Origin of the sequence: Yeosuana aromativorans (genome assembly GCF_014646655.1) — a bacterium.
GTDB classification, from domain to species: Bacteria; Bacteroidota; Bacteroidia; order Flavobacteriales; family Flavobacteriaceae; genus Yeosuana; species Yeosuana aromativorans.
In genome coordinates this window covers 690450-716038 of the sequence record NZ_BMNR01000001.1, presented here as the reverse complement: position 1 = coordinate 716038, position 25589 = coordinate 690450, and the positions used below count along the sequence as shown (strand labels likewise).

Genomic DNA, 25589 nt, shown 5'->3' with positions numbered 1-25589 from the left:
GATTTGAAATTAACTGCGAATCTGAAAGTTAATATTTTTTAAAACCAATGGCTTTAGTTAAGCTACATTTTATTAGTATATTTGTTCAAAATTTAATAATTCGCAAAAAATTAGCAAATATGGAAGCTGTTACTGTAGATTTCGGAATAAAACAAGCATTACACCAACTAGGTGTTAAAGATATTAATGATGGAACATCTACGGGATCCAATCATTTTTCAAGTGGAAAAATCCTAGAAAGCTATTCTCCTGTTGATGGTCATTTGATTGCAAAAGTTAAGACGACCAGTAAAGAAGATTATCAAAAAGTAATAGAAACAGCAACAACTGCCTTTAAAACTTGGCGAACCATGCCGGCACCCCAACGTGGTGACATAGTGCGTCAGTTTAGTGATAAACTGCGCGAAAAGAAAGAAGCCTTAGGAAAACTGGTTTCTTACGAAATGGGAAAAAGTTATCAGGAAGGACTTGGGGAAGTACAGGAAATGATTGACATCTGTGATTTTGCCGTTGGATTGTCCCGTCAATTGCATGGGTTAACCATGCACAGCGAACGCCCAGGACATAGAATGTATGAACAATACCATCCGCTTGGCATTGTAGGAATTATTTCTGCATTCAATTTCCCTGTTGCCGTGTGGAGTTGGAATACAGCCTTGGCATGGATTTGTGGCGATGTATGTGTTTGGAAACCCAGTGAAAAAACGCCGTTGTGTGGTATTGCTTGCCAGAATATAGCCGCTGAGGTCTTTGCAAAAAACAATTTACCGGAAGGCATTTCATGCTTAATCAATGGCGATTATCAAGTAGGAGAGTTTATGACTCAGGATTCAAGGATTCCATTGATTTCTGCAACAGGTTCTATCCGAATGGGTAAAATAGTGGCGCAGGAAGTTGCCAAACGTTTAGGTAAAAGCTTACTGGAGTTAGGGGGAAATAATGCTATTATTGTAACACCAGATGCCGATATAAAAATGACCGTAATTGGTGCTGTTTTTGGCGCTGTTGGAACCGCAGGACAACGATGTACTTCAACGAGACGATTGATAATACACGAGTCTATTTATGATACAGTAAAAACCGCTATTGTAGATGCCTATAAACAATTGCGCATAGGGAATCCGTTGGATGAGAACAATCATGTGGGGCCACTAATTGATACAGATGCAGTAAAGATGTACCAAAATGCCTTAGCTAAAGTTGTTGAAGAAGGTGGACATTTGGTGATTGAAGGCGGCGTGCTTACAGGCGAAGGTTACGAAAGCGGCTGTTATGTAAAACCAGCTATTGCAGAAGCAAAGCCAGATTTTGAAATTGTTCAACATGAAACGTTTGCGCCTATTTTATATTTGTTGAAGTATTCAGGTGATGTTGGAAATGCCATTGCGATTCAAAATGGTGTGGTTCAAGGGTTGTCATCAGCCATTATGACCAATAACTTGCGTGAAGCGGAACAGTTTTTATCTGTAAATGGCTCTGACTGTGGTATTGCCAATGTTAACATTGGAACATCTGGTGCTGAAATAGGTGGTGCTTTTGGAGGCGAAAAAGAAACCGGTGGTGGTCGTGAGTCTGGTAGTGATGCCTGGAAAGTATATATGCGAAGACAAACCAATACCATCAATTACACAACTGAGTTGCCGTTGGCTCAAGGCATCAAGTTTGATTTGTAAGCATAAAAAAAACCTTACTTCAATGCCGAACTTTTATCGGGAGAAACAAGGTTTTGTATGTAATTGATTAATAGCATTGCAAATATGCAATTTCTTTTGTTTTATTATCTTACACAAAAGTTAAGTTATGGTTAAATGTATGTGTTATTTAGCTATACTTAACTTTTCTTAAAATCCTAATGGACTCTTTAAATAAACCATAGACTTCTTCGCTATGGTTTTTTAAATACGGTTTGGCTTCGTTAAGTTTGTCAATGGCCTCGTGAAATAAGTTAAGGTAGCAAATTAAATAGGTTGCTGGTAAGTTTCTTAAATCAAGTTCTTCATGTTTTGTGAGTGAAAGTCCTTTTTTTAGTTTTTCAAGCAAAGTATTATTACTATTATATATATGATGTAATGTTTTTTTGTCAAATTGGGGAGGCTGGAACAATAGGGTTGTTTCTATGAGGTAATTGGCATTGTTTTCAAAACGGATAATGGTTTCTTCCAAAGGGTAGTATTTGTAATTATTTTGTAACCCAAGGTTTACGTATTCCACAATTTTAAAATAATCATCATCAAAGCTGATGGATACTTCATCCAGGATTGAAAAAAACAGACGCACCTGTTCATTGACAAGTTCGATGTCTACCCTAGAGAAAAACGTCTCCTCTTTGACCACTTTTTTTTGTCCGGCCCAGCAAACCACAAAATATTCTTTGAACACTTTGTATTGAGGATTATAGTCTTGCCGCTTCTTCATAAAATCAAAAACCCCGTTCAAGGTGTGTTCAATGTTGTTTTGGGCATTGTTTTCAATGGCTTCAACAATTTTAGAGTTGATATCCTTAATTTCAATATCAAAAACCTTGGGCATGCTCATGCTGCCATCCCTAAAAAAAACAGAGCCACCATAATATTTCCAAATGTTTTTTCTAAGAGATGTTATTTTACCAATGGGGCGTATGGTTACTAAGCCAACTACTTTGTCATCTGGCAAATGCGGGAAAGGAATGTTTTCATACTGAACAATGGGTGGATTGCTTAAGTAGGCATTGATGAGGTTTTGTATTTTGCTGTCATCAAAAAAATCAACCCCAATAATGTTATTGTCTTCATCATCAACCCCAATGACGATGTATGAGTTGTTTTTTGGGTTGCTGTTGGAAAGCGCACAAATATGTTTTAAAAACTTGGCCTTGCCTTCTTTATGGCTAATATCAATCTTACGTTTTTTATCATAAAAACTGTTTTCATCATTATGAGCCAAAAGATGTTTTATAAGAAGGCGTTTGTTAATCATATTCTTCATTCCCGCTAAGGCGGGAATCTTTTAATTATAACTCCTTTTTCACCGTAGTGCTATTGGCCTGCGCCGTTGGGAACACCAATAAATCGGCAATGTTAACATGGGTAGGGCGTGAGACCACAAAATATATGATTTCAGCAATATCTTCAGCCTGCAAAGCATCAAATCCTTTGTAGACGGTATCGGCAATGGCATCACCTTTAAAACGGACTTTTGAAAATTCGGTTTCTACCAAACCAGGATTGACGGCGCCTACTTTGATTCCGTATGGATTCAAGTCAATGCGCATGCCTTCGGTTATGGCTAAAACGGCATGTTTACTGCCGCAGTACACATTCCCTTTGGGATAGACTTCTTTTCCTGCCGATGAGCCAATATTTATAATATGTCCGGACTGTCGCTCGGTCATTTGTGGGATAATAGCCTTACTCACATAAAGCAAACCTTTTACATTGATATCCATCATGGCATCCCAATCGTCAATACTGCCATCTTGTATCGGGTCCAAACCATGTGCGTTTCCGGCATTGTTAATAAGGATGTCAATGGTTTTAAAATTATCAGGAATTGAGTTAATGGCATTTTTTACATCTGTTTTGTTTCTAACATCAAACTGTAAGGTATGAACTTTGGTTAATGGTTCTAATTTCTTTTTAATGGAATCAAGCCTTTCTTGTCGTCTTCCACATATAATTAATTGAATACCATGTTTAGCAAACTCATAAGCCGTTGCTTTTCCTATACCACTTGTTGCTCCTGTAATAAGGGCTGTTTTATTCATTTTATATTGATTTTTTTGCAATTAGTACATAAAAATACTTAAAAGGCATATAAAATTGTATAATTGTTTTTGCTATTTGTAAAAGTAGAAATTGTTATTATCTATAAATCTATTCAAAACCCTTGCTATACTTAGTAAGTAATGTTAAACAAAAAAGTAAAAGACAATTTATTCGAAAAAAACAATCTATTTACAACTTTGTGAACGTATATAATAACGAACCCCAAAACAATTAATACATAAAATTATGAAAACACTGAACAGATTAAGATTATTTCTACTAGCATTTTTAATGATATCCATCTTTGGATGTAGTGACTCGCAATCAAGCAAAATGAGTGCAGAAGCACCTACCATATCAGTAAAACTTGTAGATGCTCCCGGTGACTATGATGCCGTAAATGTTGAAATTGTGGATGTTATGATTAAGATGGATGATGATAGCGACAGTGAGAGTGGTTGGATGTCTCTTAATGCTGAGGCAGGATCAGTAAATTTATTGGATTTTACTGGAGGAATCAGCAAAGTTCTTGTAGATCGTTTTCCTATTCCTGCAGGAACATTAAGCCAAATGAGATTGGTGTTGGGAGATGGAAATACCATTGTAATTAGAAATGATGCTGATGAACCAGAAACATTTGATTTAAAAACACCTAGTGCTCAACAATCAGGCTTGAAACTTAAAGTAAATACCACTATAGAAGAAGGATTTACATATGATTTTATTTTAGATTTTAATGTTGAAAAATCGATAGTTAATGCAGGTAATTCTGGTAATATTATTTTGAAACCAGTTCTTAATGTAAGTACTGAAGTAAGTTCAGGAATTATTGAAGGAACCATAGAACCAAATGATGTGCCCTCTATGGTATCAGTATTGGTAGATGATATGGGAACAGAAGATACTAGTGATGATTTTGTAATTTCAGCAAATACAGATGATACAGGAGCTTTTGCTTTATGGGGTGTGCCAGCGGGAGCCTATGATGTAGTTGCAACACCTTTAGATTCAGAATCAGATTATGCTGAAGGAACAGCAATGGGAGTAACTGTTGTTAATGGTGAAACAACCACAATCGCAGACCCTATTCAATTAACTATGAAACCAGGTTCTATAAGTGGTGATGTAACCAATGATATTGTTGTATCCGTTACGGTTAAAGATAAAGATAGCGGCGATGTTGTTGCTACTATGGACTCAAATGAAACTGGAGAATTTCTTTTTGAAGACATCCCAACCGGAACATATATTGTAACAATAAGTGCTACTGGTTTTGTATCACAAGATTACACAAAAGATGGTTCTATAGATGTTGTGGTGACATCTAACACAGAAACCGTTCTTGATCCAATTACGTTGGTAGCTGAATAAAATATTAAAAACAGCTTTATTAAATAGCGCGACGCTTAGGTGTCGCGCTATTTTTTTAACCAATTATTAACGGAGCCCATTTGATAATTTAACCAATCATTAACAGCGTTCCATTTAAAATTTTAACAATTTGCATTGCTCAAATAAGGGTGGTATATTCGATTTTTTTTAAAAAACACATAATAATGGAAGAAACAGGTACAATTGACATTAAGACAATCAATGAGAAAATAGAAAAGGAAAGTGCTTTTGTTGATTTGCTCATGCTTGAGATGAATAAGGTTATTGTAGGGCAAAAGCATATGGTAGAGCGCTTGCTGATTGGTTTGCTGGGACAAGGTCATATATTGCTTGAAGGAGTTCCAGGACTGGCAAAAACTTTGGCTATCAATACCTTGGCTAAGGCCATTAATGGTAGTTTTAGTAGAATTCAGTTTACGCCAGATTTATTGCCAGCAGACGTTACAGGAACATTAATCTACAATATAAAGGTTAGTGATTTCTCAATTAAAAAAGGGCCTATTTTCGCCAATTTTGTGTTGGCTGATGAGATTAATAGAGCACCGGCCAAAGTGCAATCAGCCTTACTTGAGGCCATGCAAGAAAAACAAGTGACCATTGGCGATGAAACATTTAATCTTGATAAACCTTTCTTGGTTATGGCAACTCAAAACCCAGTAGAACAAGAAGGTACTTATCCGTTGCCCGAGGCCCAAGTGGATAGGTTCATGCTAAAAACCGTTATTGACTATCCAAAAATTGCTGAAGAGCAATTAATCATGAGGGCCAATATGAAAGGTGAATGGGACAAAGTGAATGCCGTGGTTTCTACCGATCAGATTTTAAAAGCCCAAAATGCTGTTAGAGAGGTTTACATGGATGAGAAAATAGAAAAATATATCCTGGACATTGTATTTGCAACCCGCTATCCAGAGAAACATAAACTTCCAGATTTAAAACCACTTATTTCCTTTGGAGCATCACCTCGTGGAAGTATCAATTTAGCCACCGCTGCAAAATGTTATGCATTTATCAAACGACGAGGTTATGTGATTCCTGAAGATGTTCGTGCTGTGGTTCATGACGTGCTAAGACACAGAATAGGCATTACTTATGAAGCTGAAGCTGAAAATATAACGTCAGAAGATATCATCAACAAAATTGTAAACGAAATAGAAGTACCATAGGATTTTAGATTTAAGAATGCTGAATTACAATTTGTGATTTCTTAACTTGAAGAAAACATAAATCAAAAATCTTCAATCGTAAATTGGAAAATGGACACTAAAGAATTACTAAAGAAAGTACGTAAAATAGAAATTAAGACACGCCGGCTGTCTGATCATATTTTTGGTGGAGAATACCATTCCACTTTTAAAGGACGAGGTATGACCTTTAGTGAAGTGCGCCAATACCAATTTGGTGACGATGTTAGGAATATTGATTGGAATGTCACCGCTAGATACAATGAGCCTTTTATAAAGATTTTTGAGGAAGAACGTGAACTCACCATGATGCTCATGGTAGATATTTCGGGGTCAGAATTTTTTGGTACAGAAGAACAATTTAAAAACGAAGTTGTTACAGAAATTGCGGCAACTTTGGCGTTTTCGGCTACACAAAACAATGATAAAATAGGGTTGATTTTATTTTCAGATAAAATCGAACTCTATATTCCACCTAAAAAAGGACGTTCGCATGTGCTTAGGATAATTCGTGAGCTAATTGAGTTTGAGCCACAAAGCAAGGAAACAAATATTGCAGAAGCCTTGAAGTTTTTATCCAGTGTGATGAAGAAAAAAGCCATTGTGTTCATCCTATCTGATTTTATAGCAGATGATTATTTGCACACCATGAAAATTGCAGCCAAAAAACATGATGTAACTGGAATTCGTGTGTATGATAAACGTGAAGAAGACATGCCCAATTTGGGAATGGTACAAATGCAAGATGGTGAAACAGGTGAGCTTATGCTAGTCAACACCTCATCAAAAAAAGTGCGTCTCAATTATGGCAAATACTATCATGACAAAGTAGTTTATTACAAAGAAAGCTTTACAAAATCTGGCGCTGGAACCATTGATTGCAGGGTTGATGAAAGTTATGTAAAAAAATTATTGGGATATTTTAAAGCAAGAGGGTAAACGATTTATGAATTACGATTTGAGAATTATGAATGTAGAGGGAGGATTAATAAAAAAGTATATATTGTCTTGTATCTTTGTTCTTGCATCTTGGTTCTTGCACGCACAAGTTTCAGCCACAATAGATTCAACTTCCATTAAAATAGGTGAACAAATAACCTATAAAATTCAAGTACAGACAGATACTACAAGCTTGGTAGTGTTCCCCGAAGGCCAAACCTTCACCCCTTTGGAGATGATTGAATCGTATAAAACAGACACTTTAAAGCAAAAAGATAAATTCAACCTCATTAAACGCTACGGATTAACCCAATTTGATTCTGGCCACTACACCATTCCACGGCAAAAAATTATTATAGGAAACAAAACCATTTTCACGGATTCGTTACAAGTCGAGGTCAGGAATATTTTGGTCGATTCCACAAAACAAGGCCTTTATGATATCAAACCTATAATAGAAGTTCAAAAACCCAGTAGTCAATGGTGGAAATACGCACTCTATATTTTGGTTGCTTTAGCCATAGTTTCAGGGTTGCTATATTGGTTTTTATGGCGAAAAAAACCACTTACCGAATCAGAGAAAATAGCCTTGTTGCCACCTTATGATCGCGCTAAATTGGCCATAAAAAAATTAGAGGAAAGCACCTATTTAAAACAAGCGGAGTTTAAAGAATACTATTCTGAGCTAACGGATATCATTAGAAAGTATTTAGACGAACAAGTGTATGACCATGCCATGGAAAGCACTACGGAGGAACTTGTTAACAGGCTGCGATTGCTTAAAGAAGGCAATCAAATAGATTTAAGCCCAGAGACCATAAAAAACATTGAAGACATCTTAAGGCGTGCCGACTTGGTTAAGTTTGCAAAATCGGCTCCAGATGTGGCACTAGCCGAATTGGACAGAAAAACAATTGATGTTGAAATTGACCATGTAAAAGAAGTGCTGCCAGAGCCAACAGAAGAAGAAAAACTATTGGATGAGCAATACAAAGAAGAGATTGAAAGAAAGAAAAAACGAAAAAAAATCATTATTACCGCTGCTGTTGGCGTAGCCTTTATATTGACCGTTTTTACAGGATTTTCTATAAAGTACGGTTTTAATTATGTGGTTGACACCATTATTGGAAACCATAGCAAAGAATTGTTGGAAGGCGAATGGGTAACCAGTGATTATGGGGTGCCACCAATTACCATTTCAACACCAGAGGTGTTAAAGCGTATTGTTCCTGAACAAAATAAAAACACTAAGGGCATGAAACAACCTACGCAAACAACAGCATTTGGGTATGGTGACGTAACGGGGCAATTCAGTATTTTGGTGTCCACATCAAAAGTCAGCACACAAGGTGATAATAAAATAGATTTAAAACAGGTTGTTGAAAAAACCCTAAAATCTTGGGAAAATAATGGCGCTCAAAATATGGTTGTTAAAGACGAAAAATTTGAAACACCCAATGGCGCTGAAGGATTGAAAACCTACGGTAAAGGTGATTTTCCAACAAGCAAATCAAATGATTTGGTGAAAGGCGATTACGTTATTTTGGCGTTCAATTCAAACAATGTCATTCAAGAAATCATTATAACTTGGAGAGACCAGGATGTTTACGCAGACCAGATGGCCAAACGTATATTAAATTCAGTAGAACTTATAAAACCTAAAGAATAATGTTTGAAGGCATTGAATTTGTAAACAAAGAATTATTCTGGTTGATGTTATTGCTGCCATTGGCAATATTATGGTACGTGCTTAAGCACAAAAAGCAAACAGCAGAACTTAAAATATCAAGCCTAAAAGGGTTTAAAACCACCAACACGTGGTTACCAAAAGCAAAACATGCCTTGTTTGTGTTAAGGTTGTTGGCTTTAGCATTATTGATTACGGCCATTGCTAGACCCCAAACGGTTGATGTGTCTACAAGGACAAAAACCACACGCGGAATTGACATTGTTATGGCCATTGACGTGTCAGCTAGTATGTTGGCAAAAGATCTGTCGCCAAACAGATTGGAAGCACTTAAAAACGTGGCTTCAGAGTTTATTAAAGGCAGGCCCAATGATAGAATAGGGTTGGTTGAATACGCTGGTGAAGCCTATACCAGAACACCAATAACTAGTGATAAGGCTATCGTTATACGGTCTTTAAATGACATAAAATATAACACCATTATTGAAGGCGGAACCGCTATTGGAACAGGACTGGCCACAGCCGTCAATAGGTTAAAGGACAGCAAGGCCAAAAGTAAAGTGATTATTTTATTGACCGATGGTGTTAACAATTCAGGTTTTATAGATCCTAAAATAGCCAGCGAATTGGCCGTTGAATACGGAATTAAAGTCTATACCATAGGTTTGGGAACCAACGGAACAGCTTTATCGCCTGTGGCCATTGACCCTAGAACGGGTGAGTTCCAGTATGGTCGTGTGCAGGTGGAAATTGACGAAGCCCTACTCAAGGATATTGCAGATGTAACCGGTGGGAAATACTTTAGGGCAACCAATAACAAAAAGTTAGAGGAGATTTATGGTGAAATCAATAAACTTGAAAAGACAGATATTGATGAGTTTAAGTATTATAATTACCAAGAAAAATATCGTCCGTTAGCTTTATTGGCAGGCGCTTTATTGCTATTTGAACTATTGCTTAGATATACCTTTTTTAGAAGTTTTGTTTAAAAAGAACCAATAGAATTTGAAAAAAAATAGAATAAATAAATACTAGTGAATTCGTGGTAAATCAAATAAACAAATCCACGAAAAACAAATAAACAGTTAATGTATCAATTAGACGAAAAAATATGGTTTTGGGTATTGGGTGTTATCCCTGTGATCATTCTATGTTTTCTCATTCTGCAAGTTTGGAAGCATAAAGCACAGCAAAAATTCGCTAAAAAGGAGTTGTTAAAACGGTTGAGCCCTAATACATCTTTGTTTAAATCCGTCTTAAAAGTGATTGTTTTGTGCTTAGCATTTGCTTGCTTAGCTATTGCATTGGTAAATCCAAAAATAGGCACCAAGCTTGAAACCGTAAAACGCGAAGGTGTTGATATTGTGTTTGCAATCGATGTATCCAAAAGTATGCTGGCCGAAGATATTGCCCCCAACCGATTGGAAAAAGCCAAACAGCTGGTTACTCAAATCATCAATAAATTGGCCAGTGACCGAGTTGGAATCATAGCTTATGCAGGAAAAGCATTTCCGCAATTGCCCATCACAACAGATTATGCAGCAGCTAAAATGTTTTTGCAAAGTATGAATACCGATATGTTGTCATCACAAGGAACGGCTATCAATGAGGCCATTAATTTGGCAAAAACCTATTATGATGATGCCGAACAGACCAACCGCGTTTTGATTATTATATCAGATGGAGAGGACCATAGTGAAGAAGCGGCCGCTGTTGCAAAAGAAGCCAGTAAAGAAGGCATTCGGATTTATACCATTGGCGTAGGCGACGTTAAAGGTGGACCAATCCCAGAAAAACGCAATGGGATTGTTTTAAATTATAAAAAAGACAGTCAGGGAGAAACTGTCATTACTCGTTTAAATGAAGAAGTGCTTAAGGACATTGCCAGCAACGCCAATGGTGTTTACATAAATGGAAGAAACACAGGCAAAGTGGTTGATGAAATTACCGAGATTTTAAATAAAATGGATAAAACGGAGTTCGAGGCCAAGCAATATGCCGATTTTAAAGACCAGTTTCAATGGTTTTTAGGATTTGCCATTTTCTTCTTGCTACTTGATATTTTCTTATTGGAACGAAAAACAGAATGGCTAAAGAAATTAAATTTATTTAATGAGAATTTATAAAACCTTTAACGGATTCAAACATAATGGTTTAATACCTTTAAAGTAATTTTTGTTTAAAATAGACAGATTGATGCGTATTTAAAACAAACAATAACAAATGAAATATACAGTCTTAATCATATTAACCTTATTTTTTACCTGTTCGTTTGCACAAGAAAAAGACAAACAAGAAGATAAGCAGGACAAATTGGCCCAAAAGAAAGCTCATGAATATGTCTATCAAGCAAACCAATTGGCTAATAATGACGATTTTGTTTCGGCTGAAATGGCTTACAGAAAGGCTATTTCAGAACACCCATCAAATAGTGTAGCAACCTATAATCTGGCTAATTCGTATTATAAAAACGGCGACTTTGAGGAAGCCCTGTACCGTCAACAAGAAGCTGCTAAAACAGCGACTTCAAAAGAAGAAAAACACAGGGCGTTTCATAACATAGGCAATATTTTGATGAAAGGAAAAAAATGCAAAGAAGCGGTTGAAGCGTATAAAAATGCTTTGAGAAATGACCCTACAGATGAAGAAACACGCTATAATTTAGGATTGGCCAAGCAATGTGCAGAGCAACAAAAAGACCAAAACAAAAACAATAAAGATAACAAGGACAACAAGGATAAGAAAGATAACAAAGACAACAAGGATAAGAAAGATAAAAAAGACCAAAACAAGGACAACAAAGACAATAAGGATAAAAAAGACGATAATAAAGACAAAGGCGACCAGGATAAAAAACAAGGAGACGACAAAAAAGATGATCAAGGCAAGCCTAAAGATGATAAAAAAGACCAAGGCAAAGGTGATCAAGACAAGAAAGACAAGCAGAACGCACAACCACAGCCGCAGCCTGGAAAATTATCGCAACAACAAATAAAAAGCCTTCTTGAGGCCATGAATAACCAAGAACAAAAGGTTCAGGAAAAAATGAATGCCGAAAAGGAAAAAGGCGTCAAAATAAAAACAGATAAAGATTGGTAATTTAAACTGAGGATTAAAGATTAACGATTTGTGAGATAAGAATTAAATGAAAACGAGTGATTTAGAAGAACGAATTATCGATTTTGCAGTATTAATCATAAATTTGGTTGAAGGGTTAAAAAATAATTACTCAGGGAATTATTATGGCAATCAATTAATTAGGTCTTCAGGGTCGCCAGCTTTAAATTATGGTGAAGCAAGAAGTGCTGAATCACATAAAGATTTTGTTCATAAAATGGGGGTTTCTTTAAAGGAATTAAGGGAAAGTTATAATTGTTTAAGAATAATTAAAAAAGCCAATTTGTATAATGGAAGTGAAGAAAATATTTTAAAGGCAATAGATGAAAATAATCAATTAATTTCAATTTTTGTTGCGAGTATAAAAACATCTAAAAACAATAATTCAAGCATCAAAAGTCGTTAATCGTTGTTCGTTATTTATTATGAAATTGAGTAAACACATAGTATTGGTTTTTTTGACACTGTTGGTGTCTCAGATAACTTTTGCTCAAGTAAAATTTGAAACAAAGGTTAGTAAAAACAAACTAGGTATTAATGAGCGGTTGCGTGTGGATTTTGAAATGAACCAAGATGGTGATCATTTTAATCCACCAGATTTCAGCAACTTTACAGTTGTTGGCGGCCCCAATCAATCCGTTAGTAATTCTTGGATCAACGGTGTACGATCCTTTACCAAAACATATAGTTATTTTTTAGCACCCAAAAAGCAGGGAACCTTTACCATTGATCAGGCAACCATTACAATAGATGGTAAAATTTATAAAACAATACCGGTAAAAATTCAAGTTACAGCGGCAGTTGATATACCAAAAGACCCCGATGATCCTAACTATATTGCTTCTGAAAACATACATTTAGTAGCCGAAATTTCTAAAACCAATCCGTATTTAAATGAGGCCATTACTGTGGTTTATAAACTGTATGTCTCACCAGATACAGGTGTTGACAATTGGCAGGAAATTGATAGCCCAAGATATAATGATTTCTGGAGCCAGAACATTGATATGCAAGGTCAAAAAGTACAAACAGGAACCTATAACGGAGAGACCTATCGGTTTTTGGTGTTAAGAAAAACAGTGCTGTATCCACAAAAATCGGGAAAACTGGATATTGAACCGCTTAGTTTGGATATCACCGTACAAGTGCCAACAAGCAGGCGTGATATTTTTGGCAGACGATTAATGATGCAAGCGCACAGAACGGTTTCGGCAGGAAAGAAAACCATTAACGTAAAACCGTTGCCAGAAGCGGGAAAACCTGCTGATTTTTCGGGGGCTGTTGGTGATTTTTCGTTTGATGTTTCCTTGTCCAAAACAGAGCTTAAAGCTTCAGAATCATTACAGGCAAAAGTTGAGGTTAAAGGAAATGGAAATTTAAAACTTATCAAACTACCCAAAATTTCCTTACCAAGTTCATTAGAAGTGTACGAACCTGAGCACAATGAAAATGTTAGAACCACATTAGATGGCATGCAAGGGTCTATTTCAGATACTTACACGGTAGTGCCACAATACAAAGGTAAATATCCAACACCTAGCATCTCGTTTTCGTATTTTGATTTAAAGACAGAAACCTATAAACGTTTGTCATCAGATGAAAAAGTCATCGATGTGTTAGACGGGCCTTTAAATAATTTAAATGAGAACTCAACAACATCAAATACGGTAAAACAACCTGTTGTTCTCAATAAAGACCAGTTTGCATTTATTAAAACAAAAACGCAGTTTACATCAATTAAGCCATCTTATTTTTTTGAGACCAAATTGTTTTGGGGTTCATTACTATTACCGTTTTTGGCTATACCATTTGCCATACTCATCAGAAAGAAAAAAGCGGAACGCGACGCCGATGTTTATGGAAACAAAATAAGAGCCGCAGATAGATTGGCTAAAAAATATTTAAGCAACGCCAAAAAATCATTGGGCCAAAAAGAAGCCTTTTATGTTGCTATGGAAAAAGCCTTACATAATTATTTAAAAGCCAAATTACGAATAGAGACCAGTGATTTAAGCAAGGACAAAATAAAAACGCTACTTTCTGATAGAGGGGTTGACGAAGAGACCATCAAGGATTTTAGCAGTATTATGGAAAATTGTGATTTGGCAAGGTACACGCCCATTACAGCAGTGACCATGCAAGAGGATTATGATAAAGCAGCCAAAACCATTTCATTAATTGATAAACAAGCACGTTAAGATGAAAAAGTATTTATTTATACTATCGTTTTTGTTAAGTCTTGGGGGTTTTGCCCAAAATCAAACATTATTTGATCAAGGTAACAAGTTGTATAACCAAGGGAAATATGCTGAAGCTATTGATAAATACAAGGCTATACTTGAAACCAAAAACCATTCAGCAGCTTTGTATTTCAATTTGGCTAATGCGCATTATAAACTCAACAATATAGCACCCAGTATTTATTATTATGAAAAAGCCTTACAATTGGCACCTAATGACCCCGATATAAAAAACAATTTAGCATTTGCCAAGAATATGACCGTAGATGCCATAGACGCCGTTCCTGATGCGGGCTTTTCTAAACTGATAAAAAACATAACGGGTATCATGAGTTTTGATAATTGGGCCAAAGTTGCTGTAGCATCCGTTATCTTATTTGTATTGTTGTTTTTGGTATATTATTTCACTTATTCAACATTTAAAAAACGATTGGCATTTGTGTCCAGCAACCTCTTTCTTTTTATAGCAATCATATCTGTTGTGATTGCTTTCCATAAATATAATGTTCACCAAAATGACAAAGAGGCGATTGTTTTTGCTCAGGAAGCAACTATAAAAAGTGAGCCCAATACCAGAAGCAATGAGGTGTTTAGACTACATGAAGGCACCAAGGTTAAAATTTTAGACACGATTAACCGTTGGAAAAAAATTAAATTGGCCGATGGTAAAACAGGTTGGATAGAAAACGACAACATTAAACAACTTTGATATTTTTGGTTTATCTTTATCTATATAAAATAAGCCAATATGGATTTAGACAGGGTTTTTGAGAACAACAAAAAATGGATACAAAATAAGTTATCTGAAGATGACAACTATTTTGATAATTTAGGAAAAGGACAAAGCCCAGAACTCCTATACATTGGTTGTTCGGATAGTCGTGTCACAGCCGAAGACTTAATGGGGCTAGGTCCCGGAGAAGCCTTTATCCATCGAAATATAGCTAATATGGTTTCTGGTATAGACCTCAGCGCCATGTCGGTTGTTGAGTATGCAGTCGTTCACTTGAAAGTAAAACATATTGTGGTTTGTGGCCATTATGCCTGTGGTGGCGTTAAAGCTGCTATGCAATCCGCAGATTTAGGCATTTTAAACTCGTGGCTACGCAACATACGGGATGTATACCGTATTCATAAAACCGAGTTGAACGCCATTACTGATGAGGAAAAAAAATATGACCGTTTAGTAGAACTAAATGTTCAGGAACAATGTGTAAACCTTATAAAAACGGCAGCAGTGCAAAAAGCATCAAGAGAGCGAGGGTTAAAGGTTCACGGTTGGGTGTTTGATGTGCATACTGGTAAACTTATCGATTTGAAAATCGATTTTGAACGCATTCTAAAAAGTATTATGGAAATTTATCATTTAGATTAAACCATAATCACCCTTCATCATTATTGTCGTCTGTAATATCTTCACCAATAGGTTTTCCGTTAACCAGAATCGTTGGAAAAATAGTAGGCACTAAAGATTTAATAGGCTTGTAAAGTACAGAACTTTCCTTATCGGCATCTTTAACAAATAATACATTAGCGTGCATTTTATCCAACACAATTAAAATAACACTCAGTATCAGGGCTACTTTCAAGCCACCAAACAATGCGCCAAGTAATTTGTTTAAAAGCCCCAACATGGCAAAATCGGCTATTTTGGTCAAGGCTTTTCCGGCCAAAGCAATCACCAAAACAATAATGATAAAAGTAATGGCAAATGCAGCAATGTTAACCGTATTCTCATTCCAATCAACCCGTTCATTTAAAAAAGTGGCTGCAAAATTGCTAAAATGAAACGCCCCATAAACGCCAGCTATCAGTGCTACCACAGACGCTATTTCAACAAAAAAGCCACGGCTAAAACCACGAACCAGTCCTAAAATCAATAAGACCAATAAAGCAATGTCCAAAATACTCATAACATACAGATTTATAACAAATATAAATTAACTTTGTCACTTTGTAACTTTTTTACTTTGTAACATAAAATGTCAAGAGACGATCAATTAAAACAACGTTGGGAAGTGGTAACCCAAAAGTTATCCAAACAATTTGCTGACGGAGCCCCGTTGGACCTTGATGCCATTATTTATTTGATTGGTGTTCAGGAGCTGGGACAATTAAACCGGACGTTTAAAAAAGACCAAAAGCTGGATTTAATGCATATAGCTATTTGCAAACTGTTGGCACCCTACGGCTATTATGAGTTTGATTTCGTGGATGAAGAAGGCTGGCCACATTACAAAGTTAAAGAAGCCTTGCCACATCTTAAGGCAGGTGAGCAAAGCGTTTTGATGAAAGAAGCCATTGTTAACTATTTTTTGGAAATAGAATTTATAAACTAATATTTGGGCGTTGCTTTTTAATTAAAAAGCCGTGCTCTCGCAAGTCGCTTCCCAATAAAATTGGGAGAGCTCCAACAATTGCTCCATCACTAACGCAGTTCAAACAAAAATCATTAAATTTGCCATCATTTTTTGAATTGATATCATGATAGACAAGATAAAGGAACTGATTGCTGAAGTAGAGGCGTTTAAAGCCCAATCAAAAGAGGAAGTAGAAGCATTCAGAATAAAATACTTAGGAAAGAAAGGGCTGCTAAACGATTATTTTGCAGAGTTTAAAAATGTGGCCAATGACCAAAAAAAAGAATTTGGTCAAGTTATCAATCAACTTAAAAAATCAGCAGAAGAACGCGTTAATGCGTTAAAGGAAGAACTTGAAAGCAAAGAAGAGGTTAAAGGTGTTTATGGTGATTTATCGCGTCCAGGAGAACCTATTGAGATTGGTGCACGTCACCCTATTTCCATAGTAAAAAACCAAATCATTGATATTTTTTCACGAATCGGCTTTAATGTCAGTGAAGGTCCAGAGATTGAAGATGATTGGCATAACTTTACGGCGTTGAATTTGCCGGAATACCATCCGGCCCGTGATATGCAGGACACCTTTTTTATTCAAACCAATCCCGATATATTGTTGCGTACACATACCAGTTCGGTACAAGTGCGCTATATGGAAAATAATAAACCGCCAATTCGAACCATTTCACCTGGTAGAGTGTTTAGAAATGAGGCTATCTCAGCGCGGTCACACTGCTTTTTCCATCAAGTGGAAGGCTTGTATATAGATAAGGACGTTAGTTTTGCAGACCTTAAGCAAACACTTCAATACTTTACAACTGAGATGTTTGGAAAGTCCAAAATACGCTTGCGCCCATCGTATTTTCCATTTACTGAGCCCAGCGCTGAGGTAGATGTGTATTGGGGACTGGAAACCGAAACTGATTATAAAATGACCAAAGGGACCGGTTGGTTGGAAATTATGGGTTGCGGCATGGTAGATCCCAATGTACTTGAAAACTGCGGTATAGATTCTAAAGAATATTCCGGGTTTGCCTTTGGAATGGGTATTGACCGTATTGCTTTACTACTTCACCAAATTAGTGATATTAGGTTATTGAGTGAAAATGACGTTCGTTTTTTAGAACAGTTTAAGTCTGCTTTTTAAAAAGATTTTGGTATAGAAACTTCAAGCCGATTCTTGTCGGCTTTTTTATTTAACATTTTTTTAACTTCGTTTAGTTCGGTTAAAAACGAACCTAAAGTATATTTGTGTTCAAATTTGCAGGTTATGAATGATGAATTATGTAAGCAAAAACATGCTTTGGTTGAGAAGTTAGGCGTTTTGATAGAAAGTAAAGACAATCTGGCTCCTGTTGAAGCGCGTATTTTATCTTACATCATATTAACGGGAAAGGCAGGAACCACTTTTGAGGATTTGGTAACCAAACTATGTGCCAGTAAAAGTACCATATCTACCCACTTAAATCATTTACTGGACTTAAAAAAAATAGCATATTTTACCAAACCAGGAGACCGAAAAAAGTATTTTGTAATGAATCAAGATGCCATGATTCAAAGTATTGACGACATGATCGAAACGTGGTCGGCCCAAAAAGAACTGCACTTGGAAATTAAAGCATATAAAGAACATGCAAATTCAACCATTTCAGACAGTACAACAAAATTTGATTTGGCGTTTCATGACAATTACATTCAATTTTTAGATGAAGCCACGAAATCTATTTTAGCATTACGAACAAAAATAACCAATACAATAAACAACATATAACCTTTTAACATGAGTACAATCCGTATAAAATCAATACTAGCAGTTTGCTTAACAACCGTAGTTTTATCAAGTTGTGGAAATAAGCAAGATAACCAACAAGCAGGCCAACGGCCCCCAGCTACATTTCCAGTGGCCCAAGTAACCCCAAAAACGGTAACAGGCTATAAAGAATATCCAACAAATATAGAGGGGATTGTTAATAGTGATGTTAGGCCAAAAGTATCTGGCTATATTCAAAAAGTGCTTGTGGACGAAGGGCAAAAAGTAAAAAAAGGGCAAATTCTATTTAAACTAGAAACCCAATCGTTAAGCCAGGATGCCAGTGCTGCCAAAGCCCGAATCAATGTGGCTCAAGTGGAGGTTGATAAGCTCATTCCATTGGTTGAAAAAAATATTATCAGTCCTGTACAGCTAGAGACCGCCAAAGCTAATTTAGCCCAAGCCAAAGCCAATTACAGTAGCATTGTGGCCAATATTGATTATGCCATGGTTAAAAGCCCTGTAGATGGTTACGTAGGAGCCATTAATTTTAGAGAGGGTTCCTTGGTAAGTGCAACTAATAATATGCCGCTTACTACGGTTACAGATATCAAACAAGTCTATGCTTTTTTCAGTATGAACGAGGCGGATTATCTGGATTTTTTACAGAATGCTAATGGAAAGAATTTAAACGAAAAGATTGCTAATTTTCCTAAAGTTAGTTTAGTGCTTGCCAATGGGGAAACCTATTCAGAAACTGGAACCATACAAACCAGTTCGGGGCAAATAAACCAAAACACAGGAACTGTTAATTTTAGAGCAATTTTTGATAACCCAAACCAATTGTTAACCAATGGCAATAGTGGAACAATTAAGATTCCAACCATTTATGAAAATGCCATTGTAATTCCTCAGGAAGCAACTTATGAACAACAGGGCAATATCATTGCTTTTAAGGTTTCTAAGGATAATACCGTAACAAGCTCAATGCTTAACGTTAAAGCCAATATTGATAATTTATACGTTATAGAATCTGGTATTAAAAATGGGGATACTATTGTAACTACGGGTGTTGGCAAACTTAAAAGTGATATGCCAATTACGCCACAAGTTGTTCCTTTTGATAGTATTATCAAACCCATTAAAATATTGTTTAAAAACTAGAAACGTATCATTATGTTAAAGACATTTATTGAAAGACCTGTACTGTCCACGGTTATTTCTATCATTATAGTCATGTTGGGCGTTATAAGCATCACGAGTTTGCCCATTGAACAATATCCAGATATTGCACCGCCAACCGTAACGGTATCTGCATTTTATCCTGGTGCCAATGCAGAAACAGTTCTGGAAAGTGTTATCATTCCTATTGAAGAACAGATTAATGGTGTTGAAGGAATGACTTATATCACCTCAACGGCTTCAAATGATGGAGGCGCAAATATTACCGTTTATTTTGACCAAAATGTAGATGGCGATGTCGCCGCTGTAAACGTTCAAAATAGAGTATCACGGGCCAATCCGTTACTACCACAAGAGGTAAAACAAACTGGGGTAACAACCCAAAAGCAACAAACCAGCGCATTGATGTTCTTGTCGATGTATTCTGATAATGATAATTACGATGCTACTTTTATTCAGAATTATTTAAAAATCAATGTCATTCCGGCCATGCAGCGTATCAATGGTATTGGTAATGTTGGTGTGTTTTCGCAGCAAGATTATGCCATGCGCATTTGGTTAAAACCAGAAAAACTGGCCGCATATAACTTAATTCCATCAGACATAACGGCGGTATTAAAAGAGCAAAACCTAGAAGCCGCAGCAGGTTCACTTGGTGAGAATAATGGCGAAGCGTTTTCTTATGTTTTAAAGTACAGCGGCCGTTTTAAAGATGAAAAGCAATATGCCAACATCATAGTTAAAGCACTAGGCAATGGTCAGTTTTTACGGTTAAATGATGTAGCCAAAATTGAATTGGATGCACAGTCGTATTCCTCTAACGCAGAAAGCTTGGGGCATCCTGCAGTTTTTATGGGAATTTTTCAAACAAAAGGTTCTAATGCTGAAGATATTATAGAAAACATTAAGACCACATTAGATGGTATTGAAAAAAACTTGCCTAAAGGCTTACATATTTTTATTCCGTATGATACCAGTTTGTTTTTAACAGCTTCCATAGATAAAGTGGTAACCACCTTGTTAGAAGCTTTTCTACTGGTATTTATAGTAGTATTTATCTTTTTACAGGATTTACGGTCCACATTAATTCCAGCAATAGCGGTACCCGTTTCCATTATCGGTACGTTTTTCTTTTTGAATCTGTTTGGGTACTCCATTAACCTGTTGACTCTTTTTGCAGTAGTTTTAGCCATTGGAATTGTAGTTGATGATGCCATTGTGGTAGTTGAAGCGGTTCATGCCAAAATAGACCAAGGGGAGAAAAACCCTAAAAAAGCAACTTTAACAGCCATGCATGAAATAGCGGGAGCTATTGTGTCCATTACCTTGGTTATGGCGGCTGTATTTATTCCGGTAACGTTTGTTGAAGGTCCAACAGGGGTGTTTTACAAACAGTTTGGAGTCACATTAATTATTGCTATTCTGATTTCAGCAGTCAATGCTTTGACATTAAGTCCGGCGTTGTGTGCCTTATTCTTAAAACATCATGATGAAGATGAAGAATTGAAAAGCAAGAATCCTATCCAGCGTTTTCATGCACTTTTTAACCGCGGATTTAATGCTACTGTAAAAAAATATGAAACATCCATCCAGTTTTTTTATAAGAAAAAATGGATACCCATACTATTATTGATATTGGCTGTTGTTGGAATATTTTGGTCGTCAAGCACAATACCAACAGGATTTGTGCCTAATGAAGATCGTGGTATCATTTTTACAAACATTGAATTGCCTGCTGGTGCATCTTTAGATAGAACAAGCGAAATAACCCATGAGCTATATAAGAAAATTAAAGGCATGCCAGGGGTTGAAGATATGTCGTTTATTAGAGGGCGTAGTTTAATAAGTGGATCAGGTAGTAATTATGCCATGGGGTTTGTCAAGCTTAAAGATTGGAAAGACCGTGAAGACGAATCTCTTTCAACTGAAGCCATTACAGGAAGACTATTTGGTGTAGCTTCTACCATACCGGGTGCCAATATTATTTTCTTTGCGCCTCCAAGTATCAGAGGGTTTGGTAATTCGGCAGGATTTGAGGTTAATTTATTAGACCGTTTTGGTGGTGCGTTTACGGAGTTGGATAAAGTCAATCATGAGTTTATTGGGGCTTTAATGCAACATCCAGAAATTAAATATGCGCAGTCATCTTTCAACACAAACTATCCACAATATGAAATGGAAGTCAATGTGCCATTGGCCAAAGAAAAAGGAGTACCAATCAATAGCATATTCTCCACACTTCAAGGATATATAGGTGGGGTTTATGCATCAGACTTCGCACGGTTTGGAAAGCAATTCCGTGTATATATTCAATCCTTACCTGAAGATCGGGCAGATGTTAGTTCGTTAAACAGTATGTACGTTAGAACAGATTCTGGTGAGATGACACCCATTACCCAGTTTGTCACTTTAAAACGAGTATACGGTCCTCAATCGGTAACACGCTTTAATTTATTTAACTCAACAGGCATAACGGGCGCAACAAATCCAGGGTACAGTTCAGGTGACGCTATTAGGGTCATTGAGGAAGAAGCTGCTAAATTACCAAGTAATTATTCTGTGGCCTATTCTGGTTTAACACGCGAAGAGGTTAATGCCGGAAGCCAAACAACCTTTATTTTTATATTGAGTATTTTGTTTGTTTACTTTTTATTATGTGCGCAATATGAGAGTTATATTTTACCGCTTGCCGTTGTGTTCTCGCTTCCTTTAGGAGTTTTTGGGGCCTATATAACTGCCAAATTTTTAGGTCTTGAAAACAATATTTATTTTCAGATAGCTTTGATTATGTTGATTGGGCTATTGGCTAAAAATGCCATTTTGATTGTGGAATTTGCGCTTCAAAGACGGCGACAAGGAGAAAGCATATTGCATGCTGCGGTTAATGGTGCCAAGGCGCGTTTAAGACCTATTTTAATGACGTCTTTTGCCTTTATTTTAGGCTTAATGCCTTTGGTGTTGGCAAAAGGGGTAGGCGCTGAGGGTAATAGATCGATTGGTAGTGGAGCCGCTGGAGGTATGTTAATAGGTACCATTTTAGGAATTTTTGTCATTCCTACCCTGTTTATTTTATTTCAATGGTTACAAGAAAAAATTTCGAATAAACCAGCCATTCAAACAATTGAAGAATAATTCGTATGAAATCTATAAAATCACATAAATTTTTTAGCAAGGCCGTTTTGCTTGTCATTGTTTCTGTATCACTGCAAAGTTGTTTTGTGGCAAAGGATTATAAAAGGCCTGAGTTTGAAGACACTCAAAATTTATACAGAACCGATAACTTCCCAACTGACAGTATATCAATGGCCGATGTGTCTTGGAAAACATTATTTACAGACAGTTATTTAAATCAATACATAGAAGAAGGACTTCAAAACAATCTTGATATCAGAATTGCCATTCAACAAATACTTTCAGCTGAAGCTTATTTAAAGCAAGGTAAAGCTGGATTTCTGCCAACCCTTAATGCTAAAGGAACAGCAACACACCAAGAACTGGCAAAAAACAGTCAGTTTGGGTCTATTTTTAATGGATCCATTGAACAGTTTGAATTGTCGACAACCCTGTCTTGGGAAGCAGATATTTGGGGAAAAATTCGCAGTAATAAACGCGCCTATCAGGCCAGTTATTTGCAAAGCGTTGCTGCCCATCAAGCAGTGAAAACAAAACTTATCTCAAGTATAGCAACTACCTATTATCAATTATTGGCCTTAGATGCACAATTGGCTATTACTAAAGAAACAATTCAAACCAGAGAAAAAGGTGTTGAAACCATCAAGGCTTTAAAGGATGCCGGTCAGGTTACACAAGTGGCTGTAGATCAAAATATAGCGCAGTACAACAATGCCAAAGCCTTGCAAGTAGATTTGGAAACAGCTATTTTTAAAACTGAAAATGCCTTAAGTATTTTGTTGGGAAAACCAGCACAAAACTTTGAAAGAAGTCCTTTGGAAGCTCAGCATATTGATACGGATTTAAAACTTGGCGTTCCAGCGTTATTGTTGGCAAACAGACCAGACGTTAAATCAGCAGAATATAATTTAATCCAGTCCTTTGAGCTTACCAATGTAGCTAGGAGCAATTTTTATCCATCTCTGACATTAACAGCAACAGGTGGTTTTCAAAGTTTGGAATTGGATAAATTAGTAAACTCAAATTCATTGTTTGCTACTGTGGTTGGAGGATTGACCCAACCTATTTTTAACCAACGTAAAATTAAAACGCAGTATGAAGTGGCAAAAGCAAAGCAAGAACAGGCGTTGTTAAACTTTAAAAAATCACTTTTGGTTGCAGGGAACGAAGTCTCAAATGCATTGTATGACTATCGTGCTGAAACCAAAAAATACCAATTCAGGGAAAATGAAGTGGAAGCCTTGCGCCAAGCGGAACAAAATTCAGAAGCACTGTTGAACAATGGTTTTGCGAATTACCTGGATTTATTAACAGCCAGACAGAGCGCTTTAAATGCCGAGTTGAACGTTATTGACAGTAAGCTTAATCAATTGCTTTCGGTTGTCAATTTATATGAAGCACTAGGCGGCGGTTTGAAATAAGTTAAGCCCTTTATTGATTTTAATATTCCTGCTCTATGAAAAAAGACATCCATATTCCAAAAGTTGAAAATGTTTATATAGCGGTTGTTAATGAGTATAACGATATTTATAAAACCAACGACTGGAAGGCTTACATTATTAATGACAAGACTGTAGATTTGGAAATGGTTTTAATAGTAAGCAAAGGGTTTAGTGAAACAAAAGAGACATCGGTTATGCGTCATAAATTGGATAGGCTTCCTGCAAAAAGTTACGCCAAAATAGAACTTATGCAAGATGAGGTATTACAGCTTAACAACGAATTTAAGGTCACGTTTTTTGAAGGGAGTGTGATGTTTGATAAAACCTTTTTATTCAGAAAGAACACGATTAATGAAAAAGCCTTGCAAACCATTCCTGTAATGAATACCAAAGGCGTTTTGGTTAAATAAGCTAATCCAACTTTTCTGTCAATTTTTTAAACGTTTTTTTAGGGTCTTTGCCTTCGTATAAAATTTCATAGACTGCATCAATAATAGGAAGCTTTGTCTTTTTTTTGTTTTTCTCATTGAGCAAGTGGGCACTCTTTGTGGCGTAATACCCTTCGGCAATCATGCTCATTTCCATTTGAGCTGATTTTACTGTGTAGCCTTTTCCAATCATGTTCCCAAACATGCGATTTCTTGAAAAAACCGAGTAACCAGTTACCAACAAATCACCCAAGTAAGCAGAATTATTGATGTTGCGTTTCATTTTGTGCATTTTTTTGATAAAGCGCCTCATTTCTCTAATGGCGTTACTCATTAAAACACTTTGAAAATTATCTCCATACCCCAAACCATGGGCAATACCGGCTGCAATAGCATAAATATTTTTGAGCATCACGGCGTATTCAACACCCATAATATCATCGTTGATTTTGGTTTTAATATAATCGCTGGACAAATTCTTAGCAATTTCCTTGGCTTTTTTAGGGTCGGCACATGAAATGGTAAGATAGGATAAGCGTTCCAGGGCAACCTCTTCAGCATGACAAGGACCAGCAATAACAGCTATGTTTTCTAAAGGAACCTTGTAAAACGTATTAAAATGTTCACCAACCAACAAACCTGACTCTGGAATAATACCCTTAACGGCTGAAACAATTATTTTGTTGGAAATATCAATGGTTAGTTTTTCAAGTTCGCTATGCATAAAAGCAGAAGGAATCACAAAAATCAATACATCGGCATAATCAGCAATCTCATTAATGTCATTGCTGAGTTTCAATTGTTCTAAATGAAACTCAACCGAACTCAAATAATTAGGGTTGTGCTGTTCGCGCAACAAATGCTCTTTGGTATAAACACTACGCATATACCATCCAACTTCAGGAAGATTTTCACATAACATTTTCACAATGGCAGTTGCCCAACTTCCGGCCCCAAAAACGGCATATTTTAGTTGTTTGTCCATACTTTAAAGAG

The 25589-nt window shown here is 36.4% G+C and carries 23 protein-coding genes; 19 read left to right on the top strand and 4 right to left on the bottom strand.

Translation table 11 applies throughout. From position 1 onward, the window contains the following. Positions 1-119: 119 nt before the first annotated feature. Positions 120-1673: an L-piperidine-6-carboxylate dehydrogenase gene (amaB, locus tag IEW94_RS02900; RefSeq protein ID WP_188649782.1), complete on the top strand. Its 1554-nt coding sequence runs from the start codon at positions 120-122 to the stop codon at positions 1671-1673. 148 nt (positions 1674-1821) lie between these two features. On the opposite strand, the gene IEW94_RS02895 is transcribed toward amaB, so the two are convergent. Together IEW94_RS02895 and IEW94_RS02890 are read right to left on the bottom strand one after the other, a co-directional pair. After that, positions 1822-2955, bottom strand: a complete 1134-nt coding sequence (locus IEW94_RS02895; protein WP_188649779.1) for an ATP-binding protein — start codon at positions 2953-2955, stop codon at positions 1822-1824. A gap of 34 nt (positions 2956-2989) precedes the next feature. Continuing rightward, positions 2990-3742 (bottom strand): SDR family NAD(P)-dependent oxidoreductase, encoded by a 753-nt coding sequence (locus tag IEW94_RS02890; protein WP_188649777.1) that lies wholly within the window; start codon positions 3740-3742, stop codon positions 2990-2992. Positions 3743-3989: 247 nt separating this feature from the next. Between IEW94_RS02890 and IEW94_RS02885 the strand changes: the two genes are divergently transcribed. The 11 genes from IEW94_RS02885 (at position 3990) to IEW94_RS02835 (ending at position 15677) form a co-directional block, all read left to right on the top strand. Further along, on the top strand, positions 3990-5114 hold the full coding sequence (locus IEW94_RS02885) for a DUF4382 domain-containing protein (protein WP_188649775.1): 1125 nt from the start codon (positions 3990-3992) through the stop codon (positions 5112-5114). Positions 5115-5299: 185 nt separating this feature from the next. After that, positions 5300-6301, top strand: coding sequence for an AAA family ATPase (locus IEW94_RS02880; protein WP_188649773.1), 1002 nt, complete (start codon positions 5300-5302; stop codon positions 6299-6301). A gap of 90 nt (positions 6302-6391) precedes the next feature. Next, on the top strand, positions 6392-7258 hold the full coding sequence (locus IEW94_RS02875; RefSeq protein ID WP_188649770.1) for a DUF58 domain-containing protein: 867 nt from the start codon (positions 6392-6394) through the stop codon (positions 7256-7258). A gap of 7 nt (positions 7259-7265) precedes the next feature. Further along, a complete protein-coding gene (locus tag IEW94_RS02870; RefSeq protein WP_188649768.1) occupies positions 7266-8927 on the top strand; it encodes a BatD family protein in 1662 nt (553 codons plus the stop codon). Further along, positions 8927-9934 carry a vWA domain-containing protein gene (locus IEW94_RS02865; protein WP_188649766.1) on the top strand — a complete coding sequence of 336 codons (1008 nt, stop codon included), beginning with the start codon at positions 8927-8929 and terminating at the stop codon, positions 9932-9934. The genes IEW94_RS02870 and IEW94_RS02865 overlap by 1 nt, the downstream gene beginning before the upstream one ends. A 99-nt stretch (positions 9935-10033) precedes the next feature. After that, the gene (locus IEW94_RS02860) at positions 10034-11071 is read left to right on the top strand and encodes a vWA domain-containing protein (RefSeq protein ID WP_188649764.1); all 1038 of its coding nucleotides are present in this window, start codon (positions 10034-10036) and stop codon (positions 11069-11071) included. 97 nt (positions 11072-11168) lie between these two features. Then, complete coding sequence (locus tag IEW94_RS02855) at positions 11169-12044, top strand: tetratricopeptide repeat protein (RefSeq protein ID WP_188649762.1); 876 nt, start codon at positions 11169-11171, stop codon at positions 12042-12044. A 46-nt stretch (positions 12045-12090) separates the two neighbouring features. Further along, entirely contained in the window at positions 12091-12468 is a 378-nt protein-coding gene (locus IEW94_RS02850) for a four helix bundle protein (protein ID WP_188649760.1), read from the top strand. 19 nt (positions 12469-12487) lie between these two features. After that, positions 12488-14260, top strand: coding sequence for a BatD family protein (locus IEW94_RS02845; RefSeq protein WP_188649758.1), 1773 nt, complete (start codon positions 12488-12490; stop codon positions 14258-14260). Position 14261: 1 nt separating this feature from the next. Next, positions 14262-15011: an SH3 domain-containing protein gene (locus IEW94_RS02840; protein ID WP_188649756.1), complete on the top strand. Its 750-nt coding sequence runs from the start codon at positions 14262-14264 to the stop codon at positions 15009-15011. A gap of 39 nt (positions 15012-15050) precedes the next feature. Then, entirely contained in the window at positions 15051-15677 is a 627-nt protein-coding gene (locus IEW94_RS02835; RefSeq protein WP_188649754.1) for a carbonic anhydrase, read from the top strand. 7 nt (positions 15678-15684) lie between these two features. Here the strand turns inward: IEW94_RS02835 and IEW94_RS02830 are convergent, their stop codons facing one another. Then, on the bottom strand, positions 15685-16215 hold the full coding sequence (locus IEW94_RS02830; protein WP_188649752.1) for a CvpA family protein: 531 nt from the start codon (positions 16213-16215) through the stop codon (positions 15685-15687). Between the two features lie 69 nt (positions 16216-16284). On the opposite strand from IEW94_RS02830, the gene IEW94_RS02825 reads away from it, so the two are divergent. The 7 genes from IEW94_RS02825 to IEW94_RS02795 all read left to right on the top strand — a co-directional run bounded on the left by IEW94_RS02825 (position 16285) and on the right by IEW94_RS02795 (position 24575). Then, positions 16285-16641 carry a hypothetical protein gene (locus IEW94_RS02825; RefSeq protein ID WP_188649750.1) on the top strand — a complete coding sequence of 119 codons (357 nt, stop codon included), beginning with the start codon at positions 16285-16287 and terminating at the stop codon, positions 16639-16641. Positions 16642-16786: 145 nt separating this feature from the next. Then, the gene (pheS, locus tag IEW94_RS02820) at positions 16787-17806 is read left to right on the top strand and encodes a phenylalanine--tRNA ligase subunit alpha (protein WP_188649748.1); all 1020 of its coding nucleotides are present in this window, start codon (positions 16787-16789) and stop codon (positions 17804-17806) included. Positions 17807-17929: 123 nt separating this feature from the next. Next, the gene (locus IEW94_RS02815) at positions 17930-18430 is read left to right on the top strand and encodes a GbsR/MarR family transcriptional regulator (RefSeq protein ID WP_188649747.1); all 501 of its coding nucleotides are present in this window, start codon (positions 17930-17932) and stop codon (positions 18428-18430) included. A 9-nt stretch (positions 18431-18439) separates the two neighbouring features. Then, positions 18440-19573, top strand: coding sequence for an efflux RND transporter periplasmic adaptor subunit (locus IEW94_RS02810; RefSeq protein WP_188649745.1), 1134 nt, complete (start codon positions 18440-18442; stop codon positions 19571-19573). A 12-nt stretch (positions 19574-19585) separates the two neighbouring features. After that, positions 19586-22723, top strand: a complete 3138-nt coding sequence (locus tag IEW94_RS02805) for an efflux RND transporter permease subunit (protein ID WP_188649743.1) — start codon at positions 19586-19588, stop codon at positions 22721-22723. A gap of 5 nt (positions 22724-22728) precedes the next feature. After that, positions 22729-24144, top strand: coding sequence for an efflux transporter outer membrane subunit (locus IEW94_RS02800; RefSeq protein ID WP_188649741.1), 1416 nt, complete (start codon positions 22729-22731; stop codon positions 24142-24144). Positions 24145-24179: 35 nt separating this feature from the next. Then, the gene (locus IEW94_RS02795) at positions 24180-24575 is read left to right on the top strand and encodes a hypothetical protein (RefSeq protein WP_188649739.1); all 396 of its coding nucleotides are present in this window, start codon (positions 24180-24182) and stop codon (positions 24573-24575) included. 1 nt (position 24576) lies between these two features. Here the strand turns inward: IEW94_RS02795 and IEW94_RS02790 are convergent, their stop codons facing one another. Then, on the bottom strand, positions 24577-25578 hold the full coding sequence (locus tag IEW94_RS02790; protein ID WP_188649737.1) for an NAD(P)H-dependent glycerol-3-phosphate dehydrogenase: 1002 nt from the start codon (positions 25576-25578) through the stop codon (positions 24577-24579). Positions 25579-25589 lie beyond the last annotated feature (11 nt).

Coding starts and splice junctions, on each gene's coding strand:
- amaB (WP_188649782.1), top strand. CDS start 120: ATGGAAGCTGTTACTGTAGATTTCGGAATAAAACAAGCATTACACCAA.
- IEW94_RS02895 (WP_188649779.1), bottom strand. CDS start 2,955: ATGATTAACAAACGCCTTCTTATAAAACATCTTTTGGCTCATAATGAT.
- IEW94_RS02890 (WP_188649777.1), bottom strand. CDS start 3,742: ATGAATAAAACAGCCCTTATTACAGGAGCAACAAGTGGTATAGGAAAA.
- IEW94_RS02885 (WP_188649775.1), top strand. CDS start 3,990: ATGAAAACACTGAACAGATTAAGATTATTTCTACTAGCATTTTTAATG.
- IEW94_RS02880 (WP_188649773.1), top strand. CDS start 5,300: ATGGAAGAAACAGGTACAATTGACATTAAGACAATCAATGAGAAAATA.
- IEW94_RS02875 (WP_188649770.1), top strand. CDS start 6,392: ATGGACACTAAAGAATTACTAAAGAAAGTACGTAAAATAGAAATTAAG.
- IEW94_RS02870 (WP_188649768.1), top strand. CDS start 7,266: ATGAATTACGATTTGAGAATTATGAATGTAGAGGGAGGATTAATAAAA.
- IEW94_RS02865 (WP_188649766.1), top strand. CDS start 8,927: ATGTTTGAAGGCATTGAATTTGTAAACAAAGAATTATTCTGGTTGATG.
- IEW94_RS02860 (WP_188649764.1), top strand. CDS start 10,034: ATGTATCAATTAGACGAAAAAATATGGTTTTGGGTATTGGGTGTTATC.
- IEW94_RS02855 (WP_188649762.1), top strand. CDS start 11,169: ATGAAATATACAGTCTTAATCATATTAACCTTATTTTTTACCTGTTCG.
- IEW94_RS02850 (WP_188649760.1), top strand. CDS start 12,091: ATGAAAACGAGTGATTTAGAAGAACGAATTATCGATTTTGCAGTATTA.
- IEW94_RS02845 (WP_188649758.1), top strand. CDS start 12,488: ATGAAATTGAGTAAACACATAGTATTGGTTTTTTTGACACTGTTGGTG.
- IEW94_RS02840 (WP_188649756.1), top strand. CDS start 14,262: ATGAAAAAGTATTTATTTATACTATCGTTTTTGTTAAGTCTTGGGGGT.
- IEW94_RS02835 (WP_188649754.1), top strand. CDS start 15,051: ATGGATTTAGACAGGGTTTTTGAGAACAACAAAAAATGGATACAAAAT.
- IEW94_RS02830 (WP_188649752.1), bottom strand. CDS start 16,215: ATGAGTATTTTGGACATTGCTTTATTGGTCTTATTGATTTTAGGACTG.
- IEW94_RS02825 (WP_188649750.1), top strand. CDS start 16,285: ATGTCAAGAGACGATCAATTAAAACAACGTTGGGAAGTGGTAACCCAA.
- pheS (WP_188649748.1), top strand. CDS start 16,787: ATGATAGACAAGATAAAGGAACTGATTGCTGAAGTAGAGGCGTTTAAA.
- IEW94_RS02815 (WP_188649747.1), top strand. CDS start 17,930: ATGAATGATGAATTATGTAAGCAAAAACATGCTTTGGTTGAGAAGTTA.
- IEW94_RS02810 (WP_188649745.1), top strand. CDS start 18,440: ATGAGTACAATCCGTATAAAATCAATACTAGCAGTTTGCTTAACAACC.
- IEW94_RS02805 (WP_188649743.1), top strand. CDS start 19,586: ATGTTAAAGACATTTATTGAAAGACCTGTACTGTCCACGGTTATTTCT.
- IEW94_RS02800 (WP_188649741.1), top strand. CDS start 22,729: ATGAAATCTATAAAATCACATAAATTTTTTAGCAAGGCCGTTTTGCTT.
- IEW94_RS02795 (WP_188649739.1), top strand. CDS start 24,180: ATGAAAAAAGACATCCATATTCCAAAAGTTGAAAATGTTTATATAGCG.
- IEW94_RS02790 (WP_188649737.1), bottom strand. CDS start 25,578: ATGGACAAACAACTAAAATATGCCGTTTTTGGGGCCGGAAGTTGGGCA.